General features: G+C 68.3%; 21 protein-coding genes. 10 read left to right on the top strand and 11 right to left on the bottom strand.

Annotation, left to right across the window (positions count from 1 at the left end):
* Positions 1-18: 18 nt before the first annotated feature.
* Positions 19-792 carry an NAD kinase gene (locus DPR14_RS07395; RefSeq protein WP_158044574.1) on the top strand — a complete coding sequence of 258 codons (774 nt, stop codon included), beginning with the start codon at positions 19-21 and terminating at the stop codon, positions 790-792.
* Between the two features lie 21 nt (positions 793-813).
* On the opposite strand, the gene DPR14_RS07390 is transcribed toward DPR14_RS07395, so the two are convergent.
* A complete protein-coding gene (locus DPR14_RS07390; protein ID WP_158044573.1) occupies positions 814-1140 on the bottom strand; it encodes a hypothetical protein in 327 nt (108 codons plus the stop codon).
* 103 nt (positions 1141-1243) lie between these two features.
* Positions 1244-2101: an N-formylglutamate amidohydrolase gene (locus tag DPR14_RS07385; protein ID WP_158044572.1), complete on the bottom strand. Its 858-nt coding sequence runs from the start codon at positions 2099-2101 to the stop codon at positions 1244-1246.
* A gap of 278 nt (positions 2102-2379) precedes the next feature.
* On the opposite strand from DPR14_RS07385, the gene DPR14_RS07380 reads away from it, so the two are divergent.
* The 6 genes from DPR14_RS07380 to DPR14_RS07355 all read left to right on the top strand — a co-directional run bounded on the left by DPR14_RS07380 (position 2380) and on the right by DPR14_RS07355 (position 8227).
* Positions 2380-3333, top strand: a complete 954-nt coding sequence (locus tag DPR14_RS07380; protein ID WP_158044571.1) for a M14 family metallopeptidase — start codon at positions 2380-2382, stop codon at positions 3331-3333.
* Between the two features lie 7 nt (positions 3334-3340).
* A complete protein-coding gene (locus DPR14_RS07375; RefSeq protein ID WP_158044570.1) occupies positions 3341-4474 on the top strand; it encodes an AbrB family transcriptional regulator in 1134 nt (377 codons plus the stop codon).
* Positions 4475-4510: 36 nt separating this feature from the next.
* Positions 4511-5647 (top strand): AI-2E family transporter, encoded by a 1137-nt coding sequence (locus DPR14_RS07370; protein WP_246148970.1) that lies wholly within the window; start codon positions 4511-4513, stop codon positions 5645-5647.
* Positions 5648-5732: 85 nt separating this feature from the next.
* Positions 5733-6794, top strand: coding sequence for an SPFH domain-containing protein (locus tag DPR14_RS07365; RefSeq protein ID WP_211103942.1), 1062 nt, complete (start codon positions 5733-5735; stop codon positions 6792-6794).
* Complete coding sequence (locus DPR14_RS07360) at positions 6764-7207, top strand: NfeD family protein (protein ID WP_158044569.1); 444 nt, start codon at positions 6764-6766, stop codon at positions 7205-7207. The genes DPR14_RS07365 and DPR14_RS07360 overlap by 31 nt, the downstream gene beginning before the upstream one ends.
* Positions 7208-7285: 78 nt before the next feature.
* Complete coding sequence (locus DPR14_RS07355; protein ID WP_158044568.1) at positions 7286-8227, top strand: DMT family transporter; 942 nt, start codon at positions 7286-7288, stop codon at positions 8225-8227.
* Here the strand turns inward: DPR14_RS07355 and DPR14_RS07350 are convergent.
* The 3 genes from DPR14_RS07350 to DPR14_RS07340 all read right to left on the bottom strand — a co-directional run bounded on the left by DPR14_RS07350 (position 8224) and on the right by DPR14_RS07340 (position 9463).
* Positions 8224-8523, bottom strand: coding sequence for a hypothetical protein (locus DPR14_RS07350; RefSeq protein ID WP_158044567.1), 300 nt, complete (start codon positions 8521-8523; stop codon positions 8224-8226). The two genes, DPR14_RS07355 and DPR14_RS07350, sit on opposite strands and share 4 nt — an antisense overlap.
* A gap of 112 nt (positions 8524-8635) precedes the next feature.
* Positions 8636-9052 carry an HRDC domain-containing protein gene (locus tag DPR14_RS07345; RefSeq protein ID WP_158044566.1) on the bottom strand — a complete coding sequence of 139 codons (417 nt, stop codon included), beginning with the start codon at positions 9050-9052 and terminating at the stop codon, positions 8636-8638.
* Positions 9053-9142: 90 nt separating this feature from the next.
* Positions 9143-9463, bottom strand: coding sequence for a hypothetical protein (locus DPR14_RS07340; RefSeq protein ID WP_158044565.1), 321 nt, complete (start codon positions 9461-9463; stop codon positions 9143-9145).
* Between the two features lie 174 nt (positions 9464-9637).
* On the opposite strand from DPR14_RS07340, the gene DPR14_RS07335 reads away from it, so the two are divergent.
* Positions 9638-10873 (top strand): YeeE/YedE family protein, encoded by a 1236-nt coding sequence (locus tag DPR14_RS07335; protein WP_158044564.1) that lies wholly within the window; start codon positions 9638-9640, stop codon positions 10871-10873.
* 60 nt (positions 10874-10933) lie between these two features.
* On the opposite strand, the gene DPR14_RS28090 is transcribed toward DPR14_RS07335, so the two are convergent.
* The 4 genes from DPR14_RS28090 to DPR14_RS07315 all read right to left on the bottom strand — a co-directional run bounded on the left by DPR14_RS28090 (position 10934) and on the right by DPR14_RS07315 (position 16560).
* A complete protein-coding gene (locus DPR14_RS28090; RefSeq protein ID WP_246148965.1) occupies positions 10934-11431 on the bottom strand; it encodes a peptidoglycan-binding domain-containing protein in 498 nt (165 codons plus the stop codon).
* Positions 11432-11459: 28 nt separating this feature from the next.
* Positions 11460-12585, bottom strand: a protein-coding gene (gene prfB / locus DPR14_RS07325) for a peptide chain release factor 2 (protein ID WP_158044563.1) whose coding sequence is annotated in 2 segments (ribosomal slippage) — positions 11460-12515 and positions 12517-12585 — 1125 coding nt in all. Because the reading frame shifts where the segments join, the coding sequence is not laid out codon by codon here.
* A gap of 80 nt (positions 12586-12665) precedes the next feature.
* Positions 12666-15161, bottom strand: a complete 2496-nt coding sequence (locus DPR14_RS07320; RefSeq protein WP_158044562.1) for a penicillin-binding protein 1A — start codon at positions 15159-15161, stop codon at positions 12666-12668.
* Between the two features lie 121 nt (positions 15162-15282).
* Positions 15283-16560, bottom strand: a complete 1278-nt coding sequence (locus tag DPR14_RS07315; protein ID WP_246149317.1) for an N-acetylmuramoyl-L-alanine amidase — start codon at positions 16558-16560, stop codon at positions 15283-15285.
* Between the two features lie 665 nt (positions 16561-17225).
* Here DPR14_RS07315 and DPR14_RS07310 point away from each other — a divergent pair.
* A complete protein-coding gene (locus tag DPR14_RS07310) occupies positions 17226-20984 on the top strand; it encodes an Rne/Rng family ribonuclease (protein WP_246148962.1) in 3759 nt (1252 codons plus the stop codon).
* 172 nt (positions 20985-21156) lie between these two features.
* On the opposite strand, the gene aspS is transcribed toward DPR14_RS07310, so the two are convergent.
* Entirely contained in the window at positions 21157-23010 is a 1854-nt protein-coding gene (gene aspS / locus DPR14_RS07305; RefSeq protein WP_158044560.1) for an aspartate--tRNA ligase, read from the bottom strand.
* 206 nt (positions 23011-23216) lie between these two features.
* Here aspS and rnd point away from each other — a divergent pair, with 206 nt between their 5' ends.
* Positions 23217-24377: a ribonuclease D gene (gene rnd / locus DPR14_RS07300; protein ID WP_158044559.1), complete on the top strand. Its 1161-nt coding sequence runs from the start codon at positions 23217-23219 to the stop codon at positions 24375-24377.
* Between the two features lie 15 nt (positions 24378-24392).
* Here rnd and DPR14_RS07295 read toward each other — a convergent pair whose 3' ends face one another.
* Positions 24393-25907 (bottom strand): Ppx/GppA family phosphatase, encoded by a 1515-nt coding sequence (locus tag DPR14_RS07295; RefSeq protein ID WP_158044558.1) that lies wholly within the window; start codon positions 25905-25907, stop codon positions 24393-24395.
* Positions 25908-25938 lie beyond the last annotated feature (31 nt).

The following is a 25938-nucleotide window of genomic DNA, read 5'->3' as shown; positions in this document are numbered from 1 at the left end:
GAAGAGCACCCCAGAGACATGCCCGAGGGACATCCGACGATCGCGTTCGTCGCCGCCGACACGAACGAGGCGCGAAACGCACAGGTGCGGCTGGCGCATCGCTACGGGAACACGCCGCTCGACCATACGGACACGGTCGTGGCGCTCGGCGGCGACGGCTTCCTGCTGGAGACGCTGCACCAGACGCTGAAGCGGCCGATTCCGGTCTATGGCATGAATCGCGGTTCGGTCGGGTTCCTGCTGAACGAGTTCAGCGAGGAGAACCTTGTGGACCGGGTTGCCCGCGCGCAGAAGGTTACGCTCCATCCCTTGCGCATGATCGCGATCCGGGAAAACGGCGAGCGGACCGAGGGCCTCGCCATCAACGAGGTGGCCTTGCTGCGCGAGACCCGGCAGGCGGCGAAGCTCCGGATCACCGTGGACGGCGTCGTCCGCCTGCCGGAGCTGATCTGCGACGGCTGCCTCGTCGCCACGCCGGCCGGAAGCACCGCGTACAACCTGTCCGCCCACGGCCCGATCCTGCCCTTGGGATCGAGCATCCTGGCCCTGACGCCGATCAGCGCTTTCCGCCCGCGCCGCTGGCGCGGGGCGCTGCTGCCCCAGTCGGCGCGCATCGTGTTCGACGTGCTGGAATGCTCCAAGCGCCCGGTCAGCGCGGTCGGCGACTTCACCGAGGTGCGCGAGGTGATCCGCGTCGAGGTCCACGAGGACCGTGACGTCTCGCTGACCCTGCTGTTCGACCCGGAGCACAATCTGGAAGAGCGCATCCTGAAGGAGCAGTTCGCTCCCTGACATTTTGGCCGGCCGGACGGATCAGCGCTTCCGGCGCCGCCTGTCCTCGTACCGGCAGGTCAGGAGGTCGTCGAAGCGGCCGATGAAGGTCAATCCGTCCTCCATCTCATACTGCCAGCGCACCTCGCGCCCGTTGTCCCTCAGGACCCGGAACAGCGGCCCGAAGCTGGTGATCTCCTGGTTGCGGCTGTCGACGCAGACCACCTCGAAGGGTCCCTCGCGGGCGAGTTCGACGGTGGGAAGGGGCGCCTCGTTCTCCGACGAGAACTGCGCCGTGGCTGCCGACGGCGCAAGCGCCGTCAGCAAGGACAGCACGGCCGCAAGGCGGGGCCGGCGAGGCAGGGTCATGGGTGCGAAGTCATGGTCTGGGATCCGGAGCCGTCTCGGAACGATCCCCGTCTAGCCCGCCCGCCCGCTGCCGCGCAACGGGGCATTGGTCGAGAAAAACGCCCTACTCGGCGGCATCCAGCTTGACCGCGTCGCCGGCATAGGCGGCGAGATGCCGGATCAGCATGGTCAGATGGGATTGCAGGCGGCCGAAGCCCTCGTTCTTCTCCAGCGTCTCCTCGTTCATGTAGAGGCCGCGGTGGATTTCGAACTGCAGGCTGTGCAGGCCGCGCTTCGGGTCGGAATAGCGCCGCACCAGTTCGACTCCCTTGTAGGGATCGTTTATCCTGACCCTGTAACCCAGGCTGGTCAGGAACGCGGCGACATATCGGGTGAAATCCGGTTCGCAGGTGGTGCCGTCCCGGTCCCCCAGGACGAAGTCGGCCCGCGTGGCCGGATCGCGGCCGAAGGTCGGCATCGAGTGGCAGTTCAGGTGATAGACCGTGCCGAAGCGGGCATAGGCCCGGTCGATCGCACCGGCGACCTGCTCGTGGTAGGCGCGGTAGTAGCGGTCGATCCTTTCCGCCACGTGGGGGACCGGAAGGCGGCCGTCATACATGGGAATGCCGGGCTTGCACAGGCGCCGGATCAGTCCCATGCCGGCTTTGCTCTTGTCGCTCGGGCTAAGCGGCTCGGGCCACGGCCCGTCGAGCAGTTCCGGCTCGATGTCGTCGATGGCCCGGTTCACGTCGATGTAGCTGCGCGGGAAAAGTGCGGCGATCAGGGTGGCCCCGGCTTCCGGCGCGGCTGAGACCAGCTCGTCCACATAGGTGTCCTCCGCCTGACGGAGAGCCAATAACGGACAGACGAAATTGAAATCCCGGGGATAGACGGATCCACTATGGGGCGAGTCGAGAACAAGCGGGACCGCTTGCCCGACCGGATCATCCCGCACCAGCACATCTTCGATCACAAAGCTCATCAGACCTCCGCCCGGCACGCAGCCGCTCCGGATTGGAGTTTCGAAATTGTTACACCGAGGATATACCCCGTGCCGTGCGTACCGTCGACGGAAACCTTCAAGGTTTCGGTCCATACGGGAGGCTGGAGCGTTTCCGTCGCATGCCTGCTTCGCACGGGCTTGTCCCTGTACAGGTTTGTCCAAGGTCCCGGTGCCTCCTATAGTGGACCGGTCGGCCGAAATGGGGCAGCCGCGTTACGCCGCACTCCGCAGCCCATGGCCCCGAGGGAACCAGTACGTTGACCCAGACCGCCTATCGGATCGAACTGACGCCGCCGGACATCACACCTTATCGTGCCGGCAATACCGGCATCGACTTCGTGACGACGCTGGACAGCGGCAGGAGCGGTCCGCACGTGCTGGTGAACGCGCTGACCCATGGCAACGAACTCTGCGGCCCGGTCGCGCTGGACTTCCTGTTCCGCCAGGGCGTACGGCCGGCCCGGGGCACCCTGACCCTGTGCTTCGCCAATACGGCGGCCTACCAGTGCTTCGATCCGAAGCGGCCGGGCAACTCGCGCTTCGTCGACGAGGATTTCAACCGGATCTGGTCGCATGAGGTGCTTGAGGGACCGCGCCACTCCGCCGAACTGGAGCGTGCCCGCGTCCTGCGACCGCTCTACGACACGGTCGACCTGCTGCTGGACCTGCATTCCATGCAGAACGCGACCGCTCCCCTGGTGCTGTGCGGCGCCACCGACCGCGGGCGGGACTTGGCGAAGGCGGTCGGCGCGCCGGAGTGGGTGGTGAGGGATTCGGGACATGCCTCCGGGCGGCGCCTGCTGGACTACGCCCCGTTCGTCGATCCCGCCGGCCGGAAGACCGCGTTGCTGGCGGAATGCGGGCAGCACTGGGCGGCATCGTCGGCCGGGGTGGCGGTCGAGGTGACGCTCCGCTTCCTGCTCGCGACCGGGACCGTCACGCCGGAGTTCGCCGCCCCCCATCTGCCGCCGGCACCGCCGCCGCCCCAGAAGGTGATCGAGATCACCGAAGCGGTCACGATGGCCGGGAGCGACTTCCTGTACGAGGCCGACTATGTCGGAATGGAGATCATCGAACGCGCGGGAACCCTGATCGCGCACGACGACGACCGGGAAATCCGCACGCCCCACGACAACTGCGTCCTGATCATGCCGTCCCGCCGGCTGCGCCGGGGACAGACGGCGGTCCGGCTCGGCCGAATCGTCTCCTGACCGGCCGATGACGCATCCTCCTGCCGACCGGTGGCGGAACGCGGTCCGCGACCTCAAGCCCGGCCTGCTCGCCCTGACCCTCGCGCTGGGGACCGCCGGCGGAGCCCTGTTCGCCTATTTCCAGCTGCCGCTGGCCTGGATGATCGGCTCCATGGTGTTCTGCACGGCGGCGGCCATGAGCGGCCTGCCGGTCCATGTGCCCGGCGGCCTGCGCTCCGCCATGATCATGATCCTGGGCATCATGCTGGGCAGCGCCTTCAGCCCCGACATCTTGGGCCGGCTGGGCGACTGGGCGCTCAGCCTGACCGGCCTTGCGCTCTACATCCTGACCGGCGGGGCATTGGGCATCCTGTTCCTGCGGCGGGTCGCCCGCTACGACCCGGTCACCTCCTTCTTCACCGCGACCCCGGGCGGGCTGAACGAGATGGTGATCGTCGGCGGGGCGATGGGCGGGGACGACCGCACCATCTCGGTCGCCCACAGCGCGCGGGTCATGCTGGTCGTCATGGTCGTCCCGGTGTGGTTCCAGTTCTTCGAGGGCTACAGCCCTGCCACCCGGGGACCGCTCGGGCCCGGCCTGACGGAGGTTCCGCCGGTCGACCTCGCCCTGCTGGCGTCCTGCGCCGTGGGGGCCCTCCTGGGGAAATGGCTCCGGCTGCCGGCCTACATGCTGGTCGGCCCGATGCTGCTGAGTGCCGCGATCCATCTGGCCGGACTGACCGCCGGCAAACCGCCGGGCGTGATGGTCGGCGCGGCGCAGATCGTCGTCGGCGCCGCGCTGGGCAGCCGCTTCTCCGGCGTCAGGCTCAGCCGGATCGCCCACACGCTGGCGATCGCCTCCGGCCTGACACTGATGCTGCTGGCCGTCACGATGGTGTTCTCCGTGGCGCTGCACTGGCTGACGGGGATACCGCTGCCGGCGCTCGTGCTGGCCTTCGCGCCGGGCGGGCTGGCCGAGATGAGCCTGGTGGCTCTGGCGCTCGGCGTCGATGCCGCCTTCGTCTCGACCCATCACATCGTCCGCATCGTCCTGATCGTGTCGCTGGTGCCGCTGGTCTTCCGCTTGTACAGCCATGTAACGGACCGCCGGCTGCCGAAGAAGGGGCCCGGAGAGCCTCCCCCGCCCCCTGCGGGCGGGTAGGGCGAACCAACTGGCAGGGTCAAGCGTTGTCGCTGCATGACCAGCAATATCGCCGCCCCCCATCTGAAAGGCCGCCCCCGGGCCACCGGACCGATGCCGAACCATTCCCAGGGCACGGGAGGCCGGAGCGGTGCCGATCGGGTGGCGCTGATCGGCCTGTTCAGCCTCGCCGTGCTGTACACGCTGTACCTGGCGCGCGACCTTCTGCTGCCGATCTTCCTGGCGCTGCTGCTCAGCCTGCTGCTGCGCCCGCTGGTCAAGGCGCTGCGCCGCGTGCGCGTCCCGGAGGTGGTGAGCGCCATCATCCTGGTGGCCCTGCTGCTCGCCGGGCTGATCGGCGCCGCCTTCAGCCTGACGGAGCCCGCGACCTCCTGGATCAAGCGGGCGCCGGTCGTCATGACCGAGATGGAGTTCAAGCTGGGCGACCTCCGCGACTCGATCGAGAGCGCCCGCCGGGCCTCCCACCAGATCGAGCAGATGGCCGCCGCGGCCGACGACGAGGCGCAGGCCGTGATCGTCCGGGGGCCGACCCTGGCCGAGCAGTTGCTGACCCAGACACAGGTGGTTCTGGCCCAGGCCTTCATCGTGCTGGTGCTGCTGTTCTTCTTCCTGGCCGGGGGGCGCAGCATGCTGGAGCAGGTCATGGGCTCCATGACCAACCTGGAGGCCCGCATCCATTATGCGACCATCGCGGGGACGGTCCAGAAGAACATCGCGGCCTATCTGGCGACCGTCACGCTGATCAATACCGCGCTGGGCCTGCTGACCGCCGGCATCATGACGGTGCTGGGGATGCCCAATCCGGGCCTGTGGGGCGTCATGGCGGCACTGCTCAACTTCATCCCGTATCTCGGCTCCGCCGTCAGCCTGGTGATCATCGGCGTCGTCTCCGCCCTGACCTTCGACGACCTGTTCCAGATGGCGGCCCCGCCCTTGTCGTTCCTGTTCCTGACCACGATCGAGGGCAATTTCGTGACGCCCATGATCGTCGGCCGCCGGTTGACGCTGAATCCGATCGCGGTTTTCCTGACGATCCTGTTCTGGGGATGGCTGTGGGGCATCCCCGGCGCGTTGATGGCGGTGCCCATTCTGGCCGTCTTCAAGATCCTGTGCGACGCCCACAAGCCTCTCCACCCGCTGGGAGCGTTGCTCGGCGGCAAGCCGGGCGCATAGCCGCACCGGCCGGTGCCGATAGGGTCACACCCCGGGCTCGGTCTGTGGCATTTTGCGGATCATCGGGACAAGGGGGAGAGCGGCAGTGGAACTGGTTCTGAACGGCTTTTCGCTGTTCGTGATCGCGGTCGTCGCGTTCGCGGTCGTCACAGTGGTGCTGGGCGTCAAGACAGTGCCCCAGGGGCAGGAATTCACCGTGGAGCGGTTCGGCCGCTATACCAGGACCCTGTCGCCCGGTCTGAACCTGATCGTGCCCGTGATCGACCGGATCGGCGCGAAGCAGAGCATGATGGAAACCGTGATGGACGTGCCGTCGCAGGAGGTCATCACCCGCGACAACGCCATGGTGAAGGTCGACGGCGTGGTGTTCTTCCAGGTGCTGGACGCCGCCAAGGCGTCGTACGAGGTCAACAATCTTCCGACCGCCGTGCTCAACCTGACCATGACCAACATCCGCACCGTCATGGGCTCGATGGACCTGGACGAGCTGCTGTCGCAGCGGGACAAGATCAACACCCAGCTTCTCCACGTGGTCGACGAGGCGACCACTCCCTGGGGCCTGAAGATCACCCGGATCGAGATCCGCGACATCCAGCCGCCGCGCGACCTGGTCGACAGCATGGCCCGCCAGATGAAGGCGGAGCGCGACCGCCGCGCCTCGATCCTGGAGGCCGAGGGGCAGCGCGCCGCCGCGATCCTGCGGGCCGAGGGCGAGAAGCAGGCGGCCATCCTCCAGGCGGAGGGCCGGCGCGAGGCCGCCTTCCGCGATGCCGAGGCGCGCGAACGCGAGGCCGAGGCCGAGGCGACGGCCACGCGGGTGGTCTCCGACGCGATCGGCGGCGGCAATGTCCAGGCGCTGAACTATTTCGTCGCCCAGAGCTATGTCGAGGCGCTGACCCGGATCGCCGCCGCGCCGAACCAGAAGATCCTGTTCATGCCGCTGGAAGCCTCCAGCCTGATCGGCACGATCGGTGGCATCGCCGAACTGGCGAAGGGAGGCTTCAGGGCCGATCCGCCGGCTGCGCCGCCGCCCGGATCGTCGCCGCCTGGACCCGCGGCACCTCCGCCGCCAGCCTCTCCCCGGGGCCCTGGTCCACCTGAGCGGCCGGAGGCGGCATGGAAATCGAATCCTGGTACTGGCTGGTGACCGCCCTCGTCCTGGCGGCGGTCGAGGCATTCGTGCCCGGCACCTTCTTCATCTGGCTCGCGGTCGCGGCCGCGGTGGTCGGGCTGACCCTCATGGCCCTGCCGGACCTGCCGTGGCAGGTCCAGTTCCTGGCCTTCGCGATCCTGTCGATCGGGTCGGCGGTCGGGTTCCGGCAGTACCAGCGCCGCCATCCCGTGACCAGCGCCGACCCGACGCTGAACCGGCGCGGCGCCTCCCTGGTAGGCCGGCTCGTCGTGCTTGAAAGGCCGATCGTGAACGGCAGGGGCCACGCCTTCGTCGGCGACACCCTGTGGACCGTCACCGGCAAGGACCAGCCGGCCGGCAGCACCGTCAAGGTGGTCGGCACCGACGGCATCGTGCTGAAGGTGGACTCTCCCGACCGGGCCGGCTGATTAGCCGGTGCCATCCCTCCCGGTGACGGGTTAATGTTGGAGAGCCAACCAACCCGTCCCGGACCCTGAGGAACCGCCTTGGCCCAGCCAGCCTTGTCTACGACCGCCCCGGCATCCGAACAGCTGCCCCGCCAGGGTTTTTTCCTGCTGGCGTCGCTCGCCCTGTTCTGGGGAACGAACTGGCCGGCGATGAAGCTCGCCGTCCTGGACATGGACCCCTGGACCTTCCGGGCGATCTGCTTCGTCGCCGGGGCCGGCGGACTGATGCTGTTCGCCCGGGTCCGGGGGCTCAGCCTGCGAATCCCGCGCGGCGATCTCGGTCCGCTGATCCTGACGGCCTTCATCAATGTCACCTGCTGGCAGGTCTTCTCCGCCTTCGGGCTGACGCTGATGGCGGCCGGCCGCGCCTCGATCATCGCTTTCACCATGCCGCTTTGGGCCTCGATCCTGAGCGTCATCTTCCTGCGGGAGCGGATGACGGTGCTGCGGGTCGTCGGTCTCGCGCTCGGGCTGGCGGCGCTGGCGATCCTGCTGATCCCGGAATTCGGGCGGATAGGCGGAACGCCCTGGGGGGCCGCCATGATGCTGGCCGCTGCGGTCTCCTGGGCGGCGGGCACGGTGATGCTCAAGGCGATTCCCTGGCGCATGGAAACGGTCCAGCTCGCCGCGTGGCAGCTCGCGATCGGCGGCCTGCCGGTGATCGCCGCCGCCTTCCTGATCGGCCGCCCCTCGTCGGTGCTGGACCTGACGACGCCGGGGGCCCTCGGGGTGATCTACGCGGCGTTGATCCCGATGATCTATTGCCACTGGGCCTGGTTCCGCATCGTAGCACTGTTCCCGGCCAACATCGCGGCGATCGGAACCCTTTCCATCCCGGTGGTGGGCGTCTTCTCCAGCGCCCTGATCCTGGGCGAGCCCCTTGCCGGAGCCGACCTGCTGGCGCTGGCCCTTGTTGTCACCGGCCTGTTCATCGTCCTGGTGCTGCCGAGCCTGCTGCCGGGACGCCCACGGAAAGCCTAGAGATCGACGCTGCCGTCGGGGTCAGCGGGGTCACCGGGAATGCGGGGCGGCGCCTCGGGAACCCTTTCCGGATCGATCCGGCGGATGATGATGTCCCCGTTCTCGGTGATCTCCGGAAGGTCGTAGCGCGGCAATTCCTCCACCAGTTGCTGAAGCCCGAGCATGAGCTTGTTCAGCCCCTCCATGGCGAGGTCCGTCCCGCTCGGTTCCCGTTGCGGGGGAACCGCGGGTTCGGCCGCGACGGGAACCGCGGCCAGCATCGCGCTGACGCACAACATCGAAATCGACAGGCGCATGATAGTCCCTCCTCGCCGCCCCACCGGGCGGTCTTCGAACCGGGGACCCAGGATAGCGCGCCGCGCGTCCGGCGCCAGGGGCCAATCGGGAGAGCCGGCCCGGACCGCCGGCCTAGCTGGTCAGATCCTCCAGGGTCTGGCGGACCACATGGACGATCGCGGCGCCATGGACGGAGGTGTCGATGCCGAGCGCGCTGCCGACGACGCTCAGCTCTATCTCGGTCGTCGGTGCGTAGCGGGCGATCTCCTGGACCGCCGACGAGGACATGATCGCTTCGCGGTCGAGGTCGAGCGAGGTGGCGGTCTGGGCACGCCAGCCGTTGAGCGCGGCGACTATGGCGCTCTGGATCTGCGCCGTCTCCTCGCGCTTGCGCAGCTCCTCGTACATCACCAGGATGTGCCACGCGCCGTCGGCGAAGGCGGTTTCGATCCTGCTGACTTCCACGGTGCGCAGGAATTCCGCCAGGGCCAGTTCGTCCTCGTCGATGGCGGCGTCACGGATCTTGAAAGTGCGGATTTCACTGCTCATCGTATCTCCACGCGGCGGTTTCCCATCCAGGATTAACCTGTATGGAGAAGGATTGCCACTAAAGATACGATTACGACAGGATGAATCCGTTCAGAACGGCGCGTCGCCCGGAACGGCTTCCGCGAAACCCTTCAGGATCGAGCACCCGCAGTTGGGACACTGGACCGCCTCGATCATCCGGCGGGCTTGCGCGTCGTCGAGGCTGACGCCGAGCTGCCGCTCGACCTCGGTCACCATGGCCCGGTGGAGTCGGTTGGCGGCACCGCAGCTGTCCTCGATCACGCCGGCATAGTCCTCGGCAGGCAGCAGCTGGAACGCGCCGGCCGGACCGGCGAACGCCAGACCCGCCGCAAAGGTGGACAAGGCTCCGGAAAACCGCAGGACGTCGCGCCTCGTGATACCGGTACTCATCGCCAATCCCTTTCGCTCAGCCGCTGCGGTCGAGCATTACGCCCCTCGGCCCCTCCGGTCAATCCGGGATGCACGCACGTCATTTCCACACAACAGATATGCATTTAAATTCCTATTCACATCGCTATCATCCAACCCACATGGGTGGAAATCATTCGGAAAGCGTGAATTGCGATGGCGGACATTTCTCTCGGCAGGCCGAGCGGCATACCGGCGCGGCAACGGACCATGGATCCGCGCGTGGTGGCCGTCGCCGCCCTGCTGCTCCTCGGAGGCGCGGTCTGGCTGACCGACGCCGTATCGTCCCGGCAGGCGGCCCTGTACCTCGTCGGCGGAGCCCTGGGGCTCACCCTCTACCACGCCCTGTTCGGCTTCACCTCCTCGTTCCGGGTCTTCATCTCGGACCGCCGCGGCGCCGGCATCCGGGCACAAATGGTCATGCTGGCACTTGCCTGCGCCTTGTTCTTCCCGGCCCTGGCGGCCGGCGAGCTTTTCGGGCAGCCGGTCACCGGCCTGGTCGCGCCGGTCGGCGTCTCGGTGCTGTTCGGTGCCTTCCTGTTCGGTATCGGAATGCAGCTTGGCGGCGGATGCGCCTCGGGAACGCTCTACACGGCCGGCGGCGGCAATACGCGCATGCTGGTCACCCTGTTCTTCTTCATCGTCGGATCGGTCGTCGGCGCCGCCCACCTCCACTGGTGGTCGGCACTTCCGTCGATCGGGCCGGTGTCGCTGGTCAGCAGCCTGGGTGCCCTGCCCGCGCTCGCCTTGAACCTCGCCGTCTTCGCGGCGATCGCCGGGGCCACGGTGATCCTCGAACGGAAGCGCCATGGCGCCTTGCGCCCGGGCAACCGGACTCCCCATCGCGGCTGGCAGCGCTTCGTCCAGGGATCGTGGCCGCTGGTCTGGGGCGCCGTGGCACTGGCGGTGCTCAACTTCGCGACGCTCGCCCTGGCCGGCCGGCCCTGGGGGATCACCTCCGCCTTCGTCCTGTGGGGAGCGAAGCCGCTCGACGCTCTCGGCTTCGATGTGGCCTTCTGGCCCTATTTCTCCGCGCCGGAGCGCGCCGCGTCACTGGAGAACAGCATTTTCCAGGACATCACCTCGGTGATGAATTTCGGCATCATCCTGGGAGCGCTGCTGGCCGCCGGTCTCGCCGGGCGGTTCGCCCCGGTCTGGCGAGTACCGCTCCGGTCCCTGACCGCCGCGGTCGTCGGCGGACTGATGCTGGGATATGGCGCGCGCCTCGCCTACGGGTGCAACATCGGCGCCTATTTCAGCGGCATCGCATCGGGCAGCCTGCACGGCTGGGTCTGGCTGGTCGCGGCCCTGGCCGGAAACGTGATCGGAACCCGGTTGCGCCCGCTGTTCGGGCTGGAAGTCGAGAAGACCCCGCGCGAAACCGCCTGCTGATGGCGATACGGCCCGGCGCCCCTTTGGGACGGCGCCGGGCCGCAGAGCCCGTCTTCCTGGTCAACGCGCCCGGGTGGCCGTGTCCTCGCGCAGGCGCTGCGCCAGTTCCGGCGTCACCTGCCCGTCGACCGGCAGGTTCGCTTCCTGCTGGTACCGGCGGATGGCGGCGCGGGTCCGTTCGCCGATCCTGCCGTCCACGGCCCCGACATAGAAGCCCCGCATCGTCAGGCCTTCCTGGACCTCGACTTCCGGCGTCGGGGTGTCGGGCCGGTTCCGGGAATAGACCTTCGGCAGGTGGAAGCTGACATGGTCCAGCAGTTCCTGGCTGGCGCAGCCGGTCACCGGCATTCGGGCCGCCCGCTGATACTGCCGGATCGCTTCCGCGGTGCGCGGCCCGAACCGACCGTCGATGCCCCCCGGATCGAACCCGTTGACGGCAAGCTCGCGTTGAATGCCCTCGACCATCGCGGTCGGGGCGGGCTGGCAGGCCGCCCAGGCCGGGGCTCCTGCCAAAAGCGTCAGCATCGCCGCGCCGACGCACCATCCCGCACCCTTCATCCACTCACCTCTCTCGGTCAGCCTCTTCTCAGTCCGCCGCCTCGCTGTCGCCCTGCCCCTTGATGCGCTGGGCCAGGGCCGCGGCGAGGAACTCGTCGATGTCCCCGTCCAGAACGGCGCCGCTCTGGCTGGTTTCCACCCCGGTCCGCAGGTCCTTGACCATCTGGTAGGGCTGCAGCACGTAAGAGCGGATTTGGTGCCCCCAGCCGATGTCCGACTTGGTGGCCTCCAGGGCAGCGGCCGCGTCCTCCCGTTTCTTCAGTTCCGCCTCGTAGAGGCGCGCCCGAAGCATGTCGAAGGCCTTGGCGCGGTTCTTGTGCTGGGACCGCTCCTGCTGGCACTGGACGACGATGTTGGTCGGGATATGCGTGATCCGGACCGCCGAATCGGTCTTGTTGATGTGCTGGCCGCCGGCACCCGACGCCCGGTAGGTGTCGATGCGCAGGTCCTTGTCCAGAACCTCGATGTCGATCTTGTCATCGATCACGGGACTGACCGCGACGCTGGCGAAGCTGGTATGCCGGCGCGCCTGGCTGTCATAGGGGCTGATCCGGACCAGGCGGTGGACGCCGGCCTCGGTCTTGAGCCAGCCATAGGCGTTATGGCCCTTGATCTGCACCGTCGCCGACTTGATGCCCGCCTCTTCGCCGCCGCTCTCTTCCAGCCATTCGGTCTTGTAGCCGTGCTGCTCGGCCCAGCGCAGATACATGCGGAGCAGCATCTCGGCCCAGTCCTGGGCCTCCGTTCCGCCGGCGCCCGCGTTGACTTCCAGGAAGCAGTCGTTGGCATCGGCCTCGCCGGACAGAAGACTCTCCAACTCCAGCTTGGCGGCTTTGTCCTTCAGCGCAAGCAGGGTGTTCTCCGCGTCGGCGACGACGGTCTGGTCCTCTTCCGCCTCGCCCATCTCGATCAGCTCGATGCTGTCGTTCAGCTCGCGCTCCAATGCTCGATAGCCGCTGACCGCGGTGTCGAGCTGGGTGCGCTCGCGCATCACCTTCTGGGCGCGGTCGGCATCGTTCCAGAGGTTTGGATCCTCGGAGATGGCGTTCAGCTCTTCCAGGCGCCTGACTGCATTTTCCCAGTCAAAGATGCCTCCTCAGCAGCGCCAGCGATTCCCTGATCGCCTCGGCAGCCGCTTCGATCTCGGCTCGCATGGCGGGCCTCCTCGTCGCTATTGTTCATGATCGCTGTTCAGCGACGCTTACTTAGACCCTTGAAGCTTCCGCGCCAAGGGTCAATAGAGCCCGCCCGTGCCCGTCGAGGACGGCGCCTGCTCCTGTCCCGGGGTCCGGCCCGGAGGCGGAACGCTGCCCGGCGGCAGGAAAGCGCCGCCACCGGGACCCGAGCCGGATGCGATCTCGCTGCCGTCCAGCACGATGTAGTCGCCCGGACGCGGCTCGGTTCCCGGCTTGAAGGCTTCCCAGATCGCGTTGCGCTGCCCGGGTTCGGCGAGCTGGCCGGTCGCGGCGTCGACGCGGACCAGCCGGATGCCCGGCGGCATGCGGAACGGCGTCGCCGGTTCCCCGTTGAGCGCGTCGGCCATGAAGTCCTTGAACACCGGGGCCGATACGGAGCCGCCGGTCTCCTTCCCGCCGAGCGGATGGGGCTGGTCGAAACCGATATAGAGGCCGACGGCGAGGTCGGGCGAGAAGCCGACGAACCAGGCGTCCAGCGCGTCGTTGGTGGTGCCGGTCTTGCCGGCCAGCGGCTTGCCGATCGACGAGATCATCTTGGCGGTGCCGCGCTGGACGACGCCTTCGAGGATCGAGACCATCTGGTAGGCCGTCCGGGGGTCGATCACGTCCTCCCGCGCATCGGGCACGTCGGGCACCGCCAGGTCGGGCGACCACTGGATGCCGCTGCAGTTCGGGCATGGCCGCATGTCGTGCTTGAACACCACCTTCCCGGTGTGGTCCTGGATACGGTCGATGAAGGCCGGGATCACCTTCTTGCCGCCGTTCACGATCATAGAATAGGCGGTGGTCATCTTCAGCACGGTCGTCTCGCCGGCACCCAGCGACATCGACAGGACGGGCGGAAGCTTGTCGACCACGCCGAACCGCTCGGCGTAGTTCGCGACCTTGTCCATCCCGACGCTGTTGGCAAGACGTACGGTCATGACGTTCCGGGACTTCTCCATGCCGACCCGCAGCGTGGTCGGCCCAAGGAAGTCTTCGGAATAGTTCTGCGGACGCCAAAGCGCCTGACCCGGGCCCGGCTGGATCGCGAAGGGCGCGTCCATCACCAGGCTCGACGGCGTGAAGCCGTTGTCCAGCGCCGCCATGTAGACGAACGGCTTGAACGACGAGCCGGGCTGGCGCAGCGCCTGGGTCGCACGGTTGAACACGCTGATCCGGGAGCTGAAGCCGCCGCTCATCGCGAGCACGCGGCCGGTATGGGGATCCATCGCGACCAGCCCGCCCTGTACCGCAGGGATCTGCCGGAGCCCGTACGTACCGGCGGGCAGGTCCTTGCCCTTCGCATCCTTGGCCACCGGCTCGACCAGGACGATGTCGCCCTGGGCCAGCGCATCGCCGGCCTGCCTGACCTCGGGTCCGGTCCGTTCCCCTTCGACCCAGCGGCGCGCCCATTTCAGTTCGGACAGCGGAATTCTGCCCCGTCCGCCGTCCGCCAGGCCGATCTGCGCCTCGTCGGCCTCGACCTCCAGCACGGCGGCCATTTGCCATATCTCGCCGCCGGCCGGGACCGGCATCTCGGCAAGCTGCTTCGCCCAGTTCTGAAAGCTTTCCAGCTTGCCGATCGCACCGCGCCAGCCGTGCCGCCTGTCGTACGCGATCAGTCCGTCGCGCAGGCTGCGCGTCGCGATGTCCTGGAGCTTGGGGTCGACCGTGGTCCGCACGGAATAGCCGCCCTCGTAGAGCTGCTGCTCCCCGAACCGGGCCAGCAGCTGGCGCCGGACCTCCTCCGCGAAATAGTCGGCGATGACGTACTCGGTCTCGTCGCGCCGGCGCACCTCCAGCGGCTCGGCCTTGGCCTGGGCCGCCTCCTCCGGGGTGATCGCGCCGTCCTCCTGCATCCGGCCGATCACCCAGTTGCGGCGCGCCACGGCGGCGTCGCGCTGGCGGACCGGATGATAGTTGTTCGGCGCCTTGGGCAGCGCCGCGAGATAGGCCGCCTCGGCGATCGTCAGCTCGTCCAGGGGCTTGTTGAAATAGTTCAGTGCGGCGGCGGCCACGCCGTAGGAGCGGTTGCCCAGGAAAATCTCGTTCAGGTACAGCTCGAGGATGCGATCCTTGGTAAACGCCTGCTCCATGCGGAACGCCAGAATCGCTTCCTTGATCTTGCGCTCGAACGACACCTCGTTGGTCAGCAGGAAGTTCTTGGCGACCTGCTGGGTGATGCCGGAGGCGCCGATCATGCGGCGGCCGCTCGCGACATTCTCCACGTTGGTGACGATCGCGCGCAGGATCGCGCCGAAATCCACGCCCCGGTGGCTGTAGAAATTCTGGTCCTCGGCGGAGATGAAGCCGCGGATCACGCGCTTCGGCATCGCCTCGATGGGGATGAAGACTCGCCGCTCGGTCGCGAACTCGGCCAGCAGGCGCCCGTCCCCGGCATGGACGCGGGTCACGGTCGGTGGCTGGTAATCGGCCAGCTGGCTGTATTCCGGCAATCCCTGGCTGTAATGGTGGATCGCGAACACCGCGCCACCGGCAGCCACCACGACGAGGATGAGAACGGCGGACAGGATCCCGGTTATAATACGCATCAATATTCCACGAACGAAAGAAGGCCTCGCGGGTCGTCCGACCGCGGTTCGACCGAACCAGCCTGTCAGGATCCAACCTGCGGGTACACACACTAGCAGATCGAATGCGGCTATGTTGAGGTCAAGACCGACTTACGCCAGCCCTTGCGGCGAAATACCCATCGATGCTCCGCCGAATCGAACGGGCGATCCTGACCCGATGTTCCGACTGCTCCAGCAGTTTCGCGTCATGCGGGCTTGACAGGTAGCCCAATTCCATCAGCACCGAGGGCACGTCCGGAGCGGTCAGCACCGCGAAACCGGCGGAGCGGTGGGGACGCGGCACCAGCCTGGTATGGCGCCCGACCTCCTCGACCAGAAGGTTGGCGAGGCGGCGGGACTGGTTCATGGTGTCGCGCTGGGCGAGGTCGATCAGGATGCTGACGACCTCGTCGTTCTCCGCCGTCAGGTTGACGCCGCCGAGCGCGTCGGCCCTGTTCTCGCGGGCCGCCAGCATGTCGGCCTCGCGGTCGGACGCCTTGTCCGACAGGGAATAGATCGACATGCCACGCATGTCGCTGCTGCCGATCGAATCGGCATGCAGGGAAATGAACAGGTCGGCACCGGCCTCCCGCGCCAGTGCCACGCGGTCGCGCAGGCGGAGGAAGACATCGCTGTCCCGGGTCATGACGACCCTGTACCGGCCCGTCGCGACGAGCTGGTCGCGCACCGCGCGCGCCATGGCCAGGGTGATGTCCTTCTCGTAGACCCCGGTGACGCTGATGGCGCCGGGATCGACGCCTCCGTGACCGGGATCCAGCGCGATGACGCGCCTGGCATCGGTCCGCGGACCGGGCCGGCGGGGCGGCAGGGGCACGGTTCCCAGGGCGGCCAACGTCGCCGGACCGTCGCCCGCCTCCCCCCGGAGCCCCGGCGGCATCTGGGGTGGAATGACCGCCACGGCGCCGGGGGACAGGGTGACGGCGACCGTGTCCGCCGGCGGGTCCGGAAGGCGGGCAACCGGCCGGGTGGCCGCAGCGGCTGTGCTCAGGGGGACGGTATAGGCCGGCACCTGGGGCGCCGCGGTGTCGGCGCCCCCCCTCGTTCCGTGGACCCGGCTCAGCTCCGCCGCGAAGGTGCCGGCCCCCACGGACTCGAGGTCGAGAACGAACCGCGGCTGCCTGCCGTCGCGCGGGGGGATCAGGAACGCCTCCCGGACGCGGACCGGGCCGGCGACCTCCAGCACCAGCCGGAGGGTGCCCGGCTGGAAGGAGGCGTAACGGTAGCCGCGCACCAGCCCGGCGGCGGCATTGCCCCGGTTGGCGGCGACGTCCCAGTCGAGGTCCGGCAGATCGACCACGACCCGGTACGGATCGGGCAGCGTGAAGACCCGGAAGTCGATGTGGTCGGTGACCTCCATCACGAACCGGGTCTTGTCCGGATGGACGCCGAGGCGCGCGTCGAGGACCGCGGGCCGCGCAGCCGCCTGCCCCGCGTGAGCCGCGGCCAGCCAGAAGACGGCGAGGATCAGGATCAGCGCGTGCAGCGTCGGTCTCCGAAAGGGCCCAATCGATCGATTTTGCTCTACATATAGCCTAAGAAAATCAAAGTGTTCAAGCATGATCATCAGAAACTGCCTCAGTCCCGCGGCGGGGCCGCCAAAGTGCCTGCCGGGTGCCGCGCTGGTTGAGCCCTCGCCCACTGTCACCATTCCAACAAGACAATTCTGTGATTGAGGAATGCGGCGCCCCCCATTATGGTAGGGGTGCGACATACCGCATTCCGCCGATCCCCACTTGGGAGAGGCGGCGTCGCCTTCGGGTAACGTGCTGCCAATTATCGGTTTTTTCAGGCAGCGCACCGGCCGGGTGGCGCTTATGGAACTTGCGGTGGAGGAGAAACCTTGAAGCTGGCTTTGGCCCCGTCGGGCCGGAGCCCGGCGTCCGGTGCCCCGCCCGTCCTGGCTGCTGTGGAAAGCGCCGTTAGACGATCCGGCGGGAACCGTGCCGAACGCTTCGCCTTTGACGATGACGCGCCGCCACCCGTAAGTCGCGCGGGGGCCCGGCGGCGTCATGAGGTAGACATATGGCAAAGCGCATGTTGATTGACGCGACCCATTCCGAGGAGACTCGGGTGGTCGTGGTCAATGGTAACAAGCTGGACGAACTCGATTTCGAAATCGCCAGCAAGAAACAGTTAAAAGGCAACATCTACCTGGCCAAGGTGACGCGGGTCGAGCCATCGCTCCAGGCCGCCTTCGTCGAGTACGGCGGCAACCGCCACGGTTTCCTGGCCTTCTCCGAAATCCATCCGGATTATTACCGCATCCCGGTCGCCGACCGCGAAGCGCTGCTCGCCCAGGAACGCGACCTGGAAGAGCGCGAGGACACCATCGGCGCCGACGTGGAAATGGGCGATCCCCGGCCGGGCCGCGGCTCCCGGCGCCACGGGCGCTCCGAGTCGTTCGGGGACGGACGCGACGATTTCGGCGGCGACGCCGGTCAGCAGCCCCGGGAACCCCCTGCGGCCGAGTCTTCCGGTGACGTTCCCGGAACCGGCGAACAGCCCCCCTATGCGAGCCCCCCCTCCGCTGCCGCCGCTTCCGAGCCGGAGCCCACGGGCGCCACGCCGCCGGACGGGCAGCCCGCCATGGATCAGGCGGCCGGAACCAAAGACGAGGCGGGCGCCGTTCACCACGCCGAGAACGATATTCCGCACGACTGGTTCGCGCCTGAGGAACCGGCACCCGACTTCCAGGCGGAAAACGACTCCAGCAGCGACGGGTCCGCCGATAGTGACGGGTCCGCTGATGGCGGGGCCGGGGAGCAGGATGGCGGTTCCGGCGACGGCAAGCCCACCACCTACCAGCCTGCCAGCCTGCCGCGCGAGGAGCGCAGCGAGCCCTACGATCCGAACGAGAGCTATCCCAACGACCGCCAGCCGGACGCCGCGGCGCCTCCGTCCGACGATCCCGCGGCCGTCCCCCCGGCCGGCGACGCCGCCCACCCAGGCGCGGAGGAACTGCCCGCCCCGGCGGGCGAACTCGGCGCCGGCACCGAGCCCGTGGCCGACTACGCGCCGCGGACGCCGGCAGCTGAGTATTCCGGCAACCTGGACTCCGACGACGGCGACGACAGGAACGACTCCCAGGACCCCGACGAGGACGAAGGCGACGACGCGCCGCGCGGCCGCCGCGACGATCGCCAGGGCCCCCGCGGCCGAGGCGACTCCGACGACGGTCCGGTGGACGAACTGGTCGGCGACGAGGCCGAGGACGTCCAGCGCCGCCGTCCCCGCCCGCTGCGCAGCTACAAGATCCAGGAAGTCATCAAGCGCCGGCAGATCCTGCTGGTCCAGGTCGTCAAGGAGGAGCGCGGCAACAAGGGCGCCGCCCTGACCACGTACCTGTCCCTGCCCGGCCGCTACTGCGTGCTGATGCCCAACACCGGGCGCGGCGGCGGAATCTCGCGCAAGATCACCAATCCGCAGGACCGCAAGCGCCTGAAGGAAATGCTTTCGGACCTGGACATTCCCGAAGGCATGGCGGTGATCCTGCGCACCGCGGGAATGGAGCGGACCAAGCCGGAGATAAAACGCGACCTGGAGTACCTGCTGCGGCTTTGGGACAGCATCCGCGACCTGACGCTCCAGTCGAGCGCGCCGGCGCTGATCTATGAGGAAGCGAACCTGATCAAGCGGTCGATCCGCGACCTCTACACCAACGACATCGACGAGGTGCATGTGGAAGGCGAAGCGGGTTACCGCGTCGCCCGCGACTTCATGCACATGCTGATGCCTAGCCACACGCGGAAGGTCCACTGCTACCGCGACGAAACGATCCCGCTGTTCTTCCGCTATCAGGTCGAAAGCCAGATCGACGCGATCCACAGCCCGGTCTGCCAGCTCAAGTCCGGCGGGTACATCGTCATCAACCAGACCGAGGCGCTGGTCGCGATCGACGTCAATTCCGGCCGGTCCACACGCGAGCGGAACATCGAGGAGACGGCCTACAAGACCAACCTCGAGGCAGCGGACGAGGTCGCCCGCCAGCTGCGGCTGCGCGATCTTGCCGGGCTGATCGTCATCGACTTCATCGACATGGAGGACGCGCGGAACAACGCCGCGGTCGAACGCCGCATCAAGGAGGCGATGAAGAACGACCGGGCGCGCATCCAGCTCGGCCGCATCTCGCCCTTCGGGCTGCTCGAACTGTCGCGCCAGCGGCTGCGCCCGAGCCTGATGGAGACCAACTTCGAGAAATGCCCGCACTGCACGGGCACCGGCATGGTCCGCTCCATCGAGTCCGCCGCCCTCTATGTTCTCCGCGCCATAGAGGAGGAAGGCATCCGCAAGCGCTCCAGCGAGATCACGGTCCATGTGGCGACCAAGATCGCGCTGTATATCCTCAACCAGAAGCGCGACGCGCTGGCCGACATCGAGCGCCGCTACAGCTTCCGGGTCTTCCTGTTCGGCGACGACACGCTGATCCCGCCGGAATACCGCCTGGAGCGGATCAAGGCCCGCCAGGCCGGCGAGGAGATCGCCCCCGTCATCAGCCCGGAGCGGATCTACGCCGAGACCGACCGCCTGCTCGAACGCGAAGCGGAGGAGGACGAGGCGGCCGAAGAGGTGGAGGTCGCCGAACCCGCGGAGGCTCAGCCCATCGCCGCCGCCGCTCCACAGGAACAGGGCGAGGAGCGCGGCGGCGACCGCCGCCGCCGCCGGTCCCGCCGACGCCGCCGGTTCGACGACCGGACGGAAACCCGAACCGAGGACCAGGGCGAGGAGGAGCGCGAGGAAGCCGCCGACGAACCGGTGGAGGAGACCGCGCTCGACCAGCAGTCCGAGGACTTCGACAACGATCTCGACACCGGCGGCGATGACGACGCCGATGACGGCGAGGACGGTGACGAGTCGGAGAACGGCCAGGCAGACGAAACCGACGCGAACGGCCTGCGCAAGAAGCGCCGTCGCGGCAAGCGCGGGGGACGCCGCCGTGGCCGCGGCCGGGCCGAGGGCGACTTCGAGAACGGCTTCGGCGACGAAGGCGATCAGCAGGAGGGACCTGAGACCGAGCCGGCGGCCGAGCAGCCCGCCGCGTCCGAACCCCAGGCCGACCAGCCCGTACCGGTCCATGTTCAGGCGTATGAGGACGATCTCGGCGATCCGTTCGGCGACATCGGCGCGCCGCCCGCACCCGGGTCCGAACCGGTACCCGAGCCCGCTCCCCGGCCGGAACCGGTTGCCGGGCAGCCGCAGGCCGAGCCCGGGCCGGCTCCAGAACCCGAACCCGCGGCTCCGGAAGAAATCGTTCCCGTGACGGTGGGCGAACCGGCCATTCCGGCGGAGATCGTTGCCGAGCAGCCCGAACCGGCACCGGTTGCGGAGGTCCCCGCCGCCGAAGCGCCGGTCGAGGAAGCCCCGGCCGCGGAGGCGCCCGCCAAGCCGGTCCGCAAGCGGGCTCCCCGCAAGAAGAAGGTCGCGGAACCCGCAGCCGAGGCTCCGGCTGCGGAGGCGCCCGCCGCCGAAGCGCCGGCCGAGGAAGCCCCGGCCGCGGAGGCGCCTGCCAAGCCGGTCCGCAAGCGGGCTCCCCGCAAGAAGAAGGTCGCGGAACCGGAACCCGTGATCGAGGCGTCCGCCGTCGAGCAGGTGCCGGAACCCGTGCCCGCGCCCCTGCCCCAGGAGCCCAGCGCCGGCGACGATCTTTTCATGGACGTGGCTCCCGGACCGGTGGAACCCGCACCGCAGCCCGCCCCGGAGACCGAGCCCGCCTCGGAAGCCGAGCCTGCGGCTCCCGATGAACCGTCGCGTCCCGCACGCCGGGGCTGGTGGAACCGGGAGTGATCCGGCCGTAGACGCTGCTGCCCCGTCCGGCTGGTCGGGGCAGCATGTAAAAAGCCGCTGCGGGGCATCCCTCCGCAGCGGCTTTTTCGTTTTCAGCGGCTCCGATCGACGACTGCGGTGCAGGGTGTCGGCGTTGGCCCTGACGGGCGAACGCCGACCTAAGCGGCTCCCCCTATTCCGCTCCCTTCGGCGAAACCGTCCCCTCCGCCGTCGGTGGGGCGGCGACCGTCTTTGGCTTGGGCAGGTCGAGCTTGATCGACAGCTCCTTCAGCCGTTCCGCCGGGACCGGCGCCGGTGCCTGCATCAGCAGGTCCTCGGCGCGCTGGTTGAGCGGGAAGACGATGACCTCGCGGATGTTCGGCTCGTCGGCCAGCAGCATGACGATGCGGTCGATACCGGGGGCCGAGCCGCCGTGCGGCGGGGCGCCCAGCTTCATCGCCGACAGCATGCCGCCGAAACGGGCTTCCAGTTCCTCCGGCGGGTATCCGGCGATCGCGAAGGCCTTGTACATGACCTCCGGCAGATGGTTCCGGATGGCGCCCGACGATAGCTCGATGCCGTTGCAGACGATATCGTACTGGTAGGCGTTGATCGTCAGCGGGTCCTGGTTCTCTAGAGCTTCCAGGCCGCCCTGGGGCATCGAGAACGGGTTGTGGCTGAAGTCGATCTTGCCGGTCTCCTCGTCGCGCTCGTACATCGGGAAATCGACGATCCAGCAGAACCGGAAGGCGTTCTTCTCGACGATGTCCAGGTCTTCGGCGATCTTGGTCCGGGCGAAGCCGGCCAGCTTGGCGGCGGGTCCCGGCTGGTCGCACACGAAGAACACGGCGTCGCCGTCGCTCAGGCCGACCGCCTCGCGCAGGGCCGCCTGGGCCGCTTCCGGCACGAACTTGGCGATCGGCCCCTTGCCGCCGCCGGCCTCGAACAGGATGTAGCCGAGGCCGGGAGCACCCAGGCCGCGCGCCCAGTCGTTCAGCTTGTCGAAGAAGCTGCGCGGCCGGTCGCCGACATCAGGAGCGCGGATCGCGCGGACCACTCCGCCCTTGGCGATCACCGACTTGAACGCCTTGAACTCGACGTCGTCGCGCTGGAACACCGCCGTCACGTCGGTGATGACCAGCGGGTTGCGCAGGTCCGGCTTGTCGTTGCCATACTTCAGCATCGACTCGGCATAGGGAATGCGCGGGAACGGGTACGGGGTCAGCTCCGGCTTGGCCGGGCGGCGGAAGCCGCCGAACTCGTCGAAGACGCCGTAAAGCACGGGCTCGATTGCGGCGAATACGTCTTCCTGGGTGACGAACGACATCTCGAAATCGAGCTGGTAGAACTCCCCCGGGCTGCGGTCGGCGCGGCTGTCCTCGTCGCGGAAGCAGGGAGCTATCTGGAAGTAGCGGTCGTATCCCGCCATCATCAGCAGCTGCTTGAACTGCTGCGGCGCCTGCGGCAGCGCGTAGAACTTGCCGGGATGCATGCGGCTCGGCACCAGGAAGTCGCGGGCACCCTCCGGGCTGCTGGCGGTCAGGATCGGCGTCTGGAACTCGTTGAAGCCCTGCTCGATCATCCGGCGGCGGACCGACGCGATCACCTGGGAGCGCAGCAGGATGTTCTGCTGCATCTTCTCGCGCCGCAGGTCCAGGAAACGGTAGCGCAGGCGGATCTCCTCGCCGGCGTCGGCGTCGCTGTTGACCTGCAGCGGCAGCGGCTCGGCGGCGCTCTGGACCGCCAGTTCCTTGATCTGGACCTCGATCCTGCCGGTCGGCAGCTTGTCGTTGATCGTCTCGGGCGTGCGGCCGACGACCTTGCCGGTGACCGTGATGACCGATTCCAGGCGCAGCCCCTCGGCCACCTGGAACAGCGGGCTGGAGCTGTCGATCACGCACTGCGTCATGCCGTAGTGGTCGCGCAGGTCGATGAACAGCAGTTGGCCGTGGTCGCGCTTACGATTGATCCAGCCCGACAGGCGCACGATCTGGCCGGCATCGGTATCGCGCAGGGCACCGCAGGTGTGGGTCCGGTAGGGATGCATAGGGAGCGCACCTTGAAATAACAGTTACGGGCGCCGCGAAACGGAATGCCGCGGCGCCGGCTCGGCCAAGGGGGACGGCAAGGGCATCGGCCCGCGATCCCGCCCTGGAGGTTGGATGATGGCGCAGAAGCACATGGATGCAAGCCGGTTGTCAAGTTGAAGCAGCCCCGCTTTTCCGGGCGGCTCCGGTGTTGTATGACTGTCGCATGACCCTGATCTCGACCACAGCCGATCTGGAGGCGTTGTGCGAACGTCTGAAGGCGGCGGAATACATCACCGTCGACACCGAATTCATGCGGGAGAAGACGTTCTGGCCCAAGCTCTGCCTGGTCCAGATAGCCGGACCCGATGAGGCCGCCGCGGTCGACCCGCTGGCCGACGGCATCGACCTGGCGCCGCTCTACCGCCTGATGGGCGATCCGTCGGTGCTCAAGGTGTTCCATGCCGCGCGCCAGGACGTGGAGATCTTCCACAATCTCGCCGGCGAGATTCCCAGGCCGCTGTTCGACACCCAGGTCGCCGCCATGGTCTGCGGCTTCGGCGACAGCGTCGGTTACGAGACGCTGATCGCCAAGCTGGCCGGCGCGCGGGTGGACAAGTCGTCGCGCTTCACCGACTGGTCTGCGCGCCCGCTGACCGACCGGCAGCTGACCTACGCCCTGTCGGACGTGACCCATCTTCGCCCGGCTTATGAGAAGTTGAAGCGCCGCCTGGACCGCACCGACCGGGCAAGCTGGCTGGACGAGGAAATGGCCGTGCTGACCGATCCGGCCACATACCGGGTCGACCCGGACGATGCCTGGAAGCGGCTCAAGGTCCGCACCGACAAGCCGCGCTTCCTCGCCATCCTCAAGGAATTGGCGGCTTGGCGGGAACGCGAGGCCCAGCGCAAGGACATCCCGCGTTCCCGCGTGCTGCGGGACGAGGCCCTTCTGGAAATCGCCTCCCACGCGCCCGGGTCGGTGGACGACCTTGCCCGCACCCGGGGCCTGGGGCGAAGCGTCGCCGAGGGCCGCTGGGGCACCGAGCTGCTGGCGGCGGTGGAGCGCGGCGTCTCCATGCCGGTCGGCGAATGCCCGACCGGGGAGCCCAGGGCCGAAGTGCCTCCGGGCCTGGCGCCGATCATCGAGCTGCTGCGCGTCCTGCTGAAGATGCGATGCGAGGACGAGCAGGTGGCGACCAAGCTGGTCGCCAGCTCGGCCGACCTGGAAGCGATCGCCGCCGACGACGAAGCCCTGGTGCCGGCCCTCAAGGGCTGGCGCCGCGAGCTGTTCGGCGATCTGGCGCTGAAGCTGAAGCATGGCCGCGTCGCCCTGGCGATCGAGGACAAGCGGGTCAAGCTGGTTCCGCTGGACGCGGATCGGTAGCCCGCGCCGGGCGACCTACCTCGGCGGTGCGATCATGATCTCGCCCCGCCGGTTGAGCCCCTTGGCGACGGCGTCCAGGCGGCGCCGGACCGTGTCGCCGACCAGCACGCGGGCGTCTTCCGGAACGCAGAGGATCAGGGCCTCCTCGTCGATCGACAGGCTGGTGCGCTGAAGCAGCGCGGCCACGCCGCCGGTCAGCGTCTGGGCGAGGCGGAGCGCCAGGCCGAGGATGCCCGCCTTCGCCGCCCTGCCCTCCTGGACCAGGCCGCGCGCCACCGCCACCAGCGGATCCTCGATCCGGCCGCCATAGCGCGCATAGGCGACCAGGGCCAGGAAAGCCCGCTCCCCATGGTCGATGCCGGCGAAAGGCATGCGCAGGATCCGCATATAGGCATGCTCGGCGCGATAGTCCGGATGCTCCGACCAGCCGAGATCGCTGAGCAGGCAGGAGGCGCGACGCAGCCGGGCCGACATCTCGTCCTCGCCGGCGAACAGGGACGCCGTCCAGTTCGTGATGATCTCCCCCTGGTCGAACCGGCCGATCCGCCTGGCCAGCCCGGCACAGGCGCTGATCAGCGGGTCCTCCCGCTGCTGCTGCGCGCCGAGCATGTCGAACAGCAGCCCCTCGCGCAGGCCGTAGGCGGAGAAGACCACCTCGGACGGCTCGACGATCGCCAGCAGCCGTTCGAGCGCCAGCGCCGCCAGGGGAAGCGTGTCCGACCGGCGCTTCGACACGCCGGATACCTTGTCCAGCGCCGACCGGTTGAGGCGGGATATCTCCCCGGCGAAGTCGCGGAGCTGGCCTCCGCCGACCGTGTAGTGATGGATGACGTGAAGCGGATGGCCGACCTGTTCCATGTGCAGCTTCGCCAGCGCGCGCCAGCTTCCGCCCACCGGATAGAAGGGGCGCCCCTTGTGCTCCGCCAGCCAGGGCAGCGCCTGCAGGTGCTGGTCGATGGTCCGGGTCGCCGCGGCGATCTTGCCGCCGCAGGACTCGACCAGCCGCAGGGGGCCGAGCGGCATGGTGACCTGGGGACCGATGACGCCGCGGTCCAGGCCGACCAGTTCCAGGCTGCCGCCGCCCAGGTCGCCCATCAGCCCGTCGGCGCCCGGCGTGCCCGACAGTACGCCCATCGCCGACAGGCGCGCCTCCTCCTCGCCCGCGATGGTGCGGACGGTCAGGCCGGTCCTGGCATTGACCGCCTCGACGAACTTGGCGCCGTCGGCGGCATCGCGCACCGCGGCGGTCGCCAGCACCTCGGTCCGGCCGACATCCATGCCGTCGATCAGGCGGCCGAACCGGGCGATGTTGTCCAGCGCCAGCGTCACGCCTTCCGGACTCAGCCGGCCGGTCTTCTCGACCGTGCGGCCCAGCCCGCACATGATCTTCTCGTTGAACAGGGGCACGGGCGCCCGGTGCAGGCCGTCATAGACGACCAGCCGGATCGAGTTTGAGCCGATGTCGATCACCGCGATCCGTTCGGAGCGCTGGAGGTCGGCAGCCGGACGCCGATCGAGGGTGAGGGTCATGTCGTGGTGCCCGTCGCGCCTTTATGGACTT

Origin of the sequence: Skermanella pratensis (assembly GCF_008843145.1) — a bacterium.
GTDB lineage: Bacteria > Pseudomonadota > Alphaproteobacteria > Azospirillales > Azospirillaceae > Skermanella > Skermanella pratensis.
Note: the sequence above shows the minus strand (reverse complement) of the source record. Positions and strands in the feature narration are given on the sequence as shown.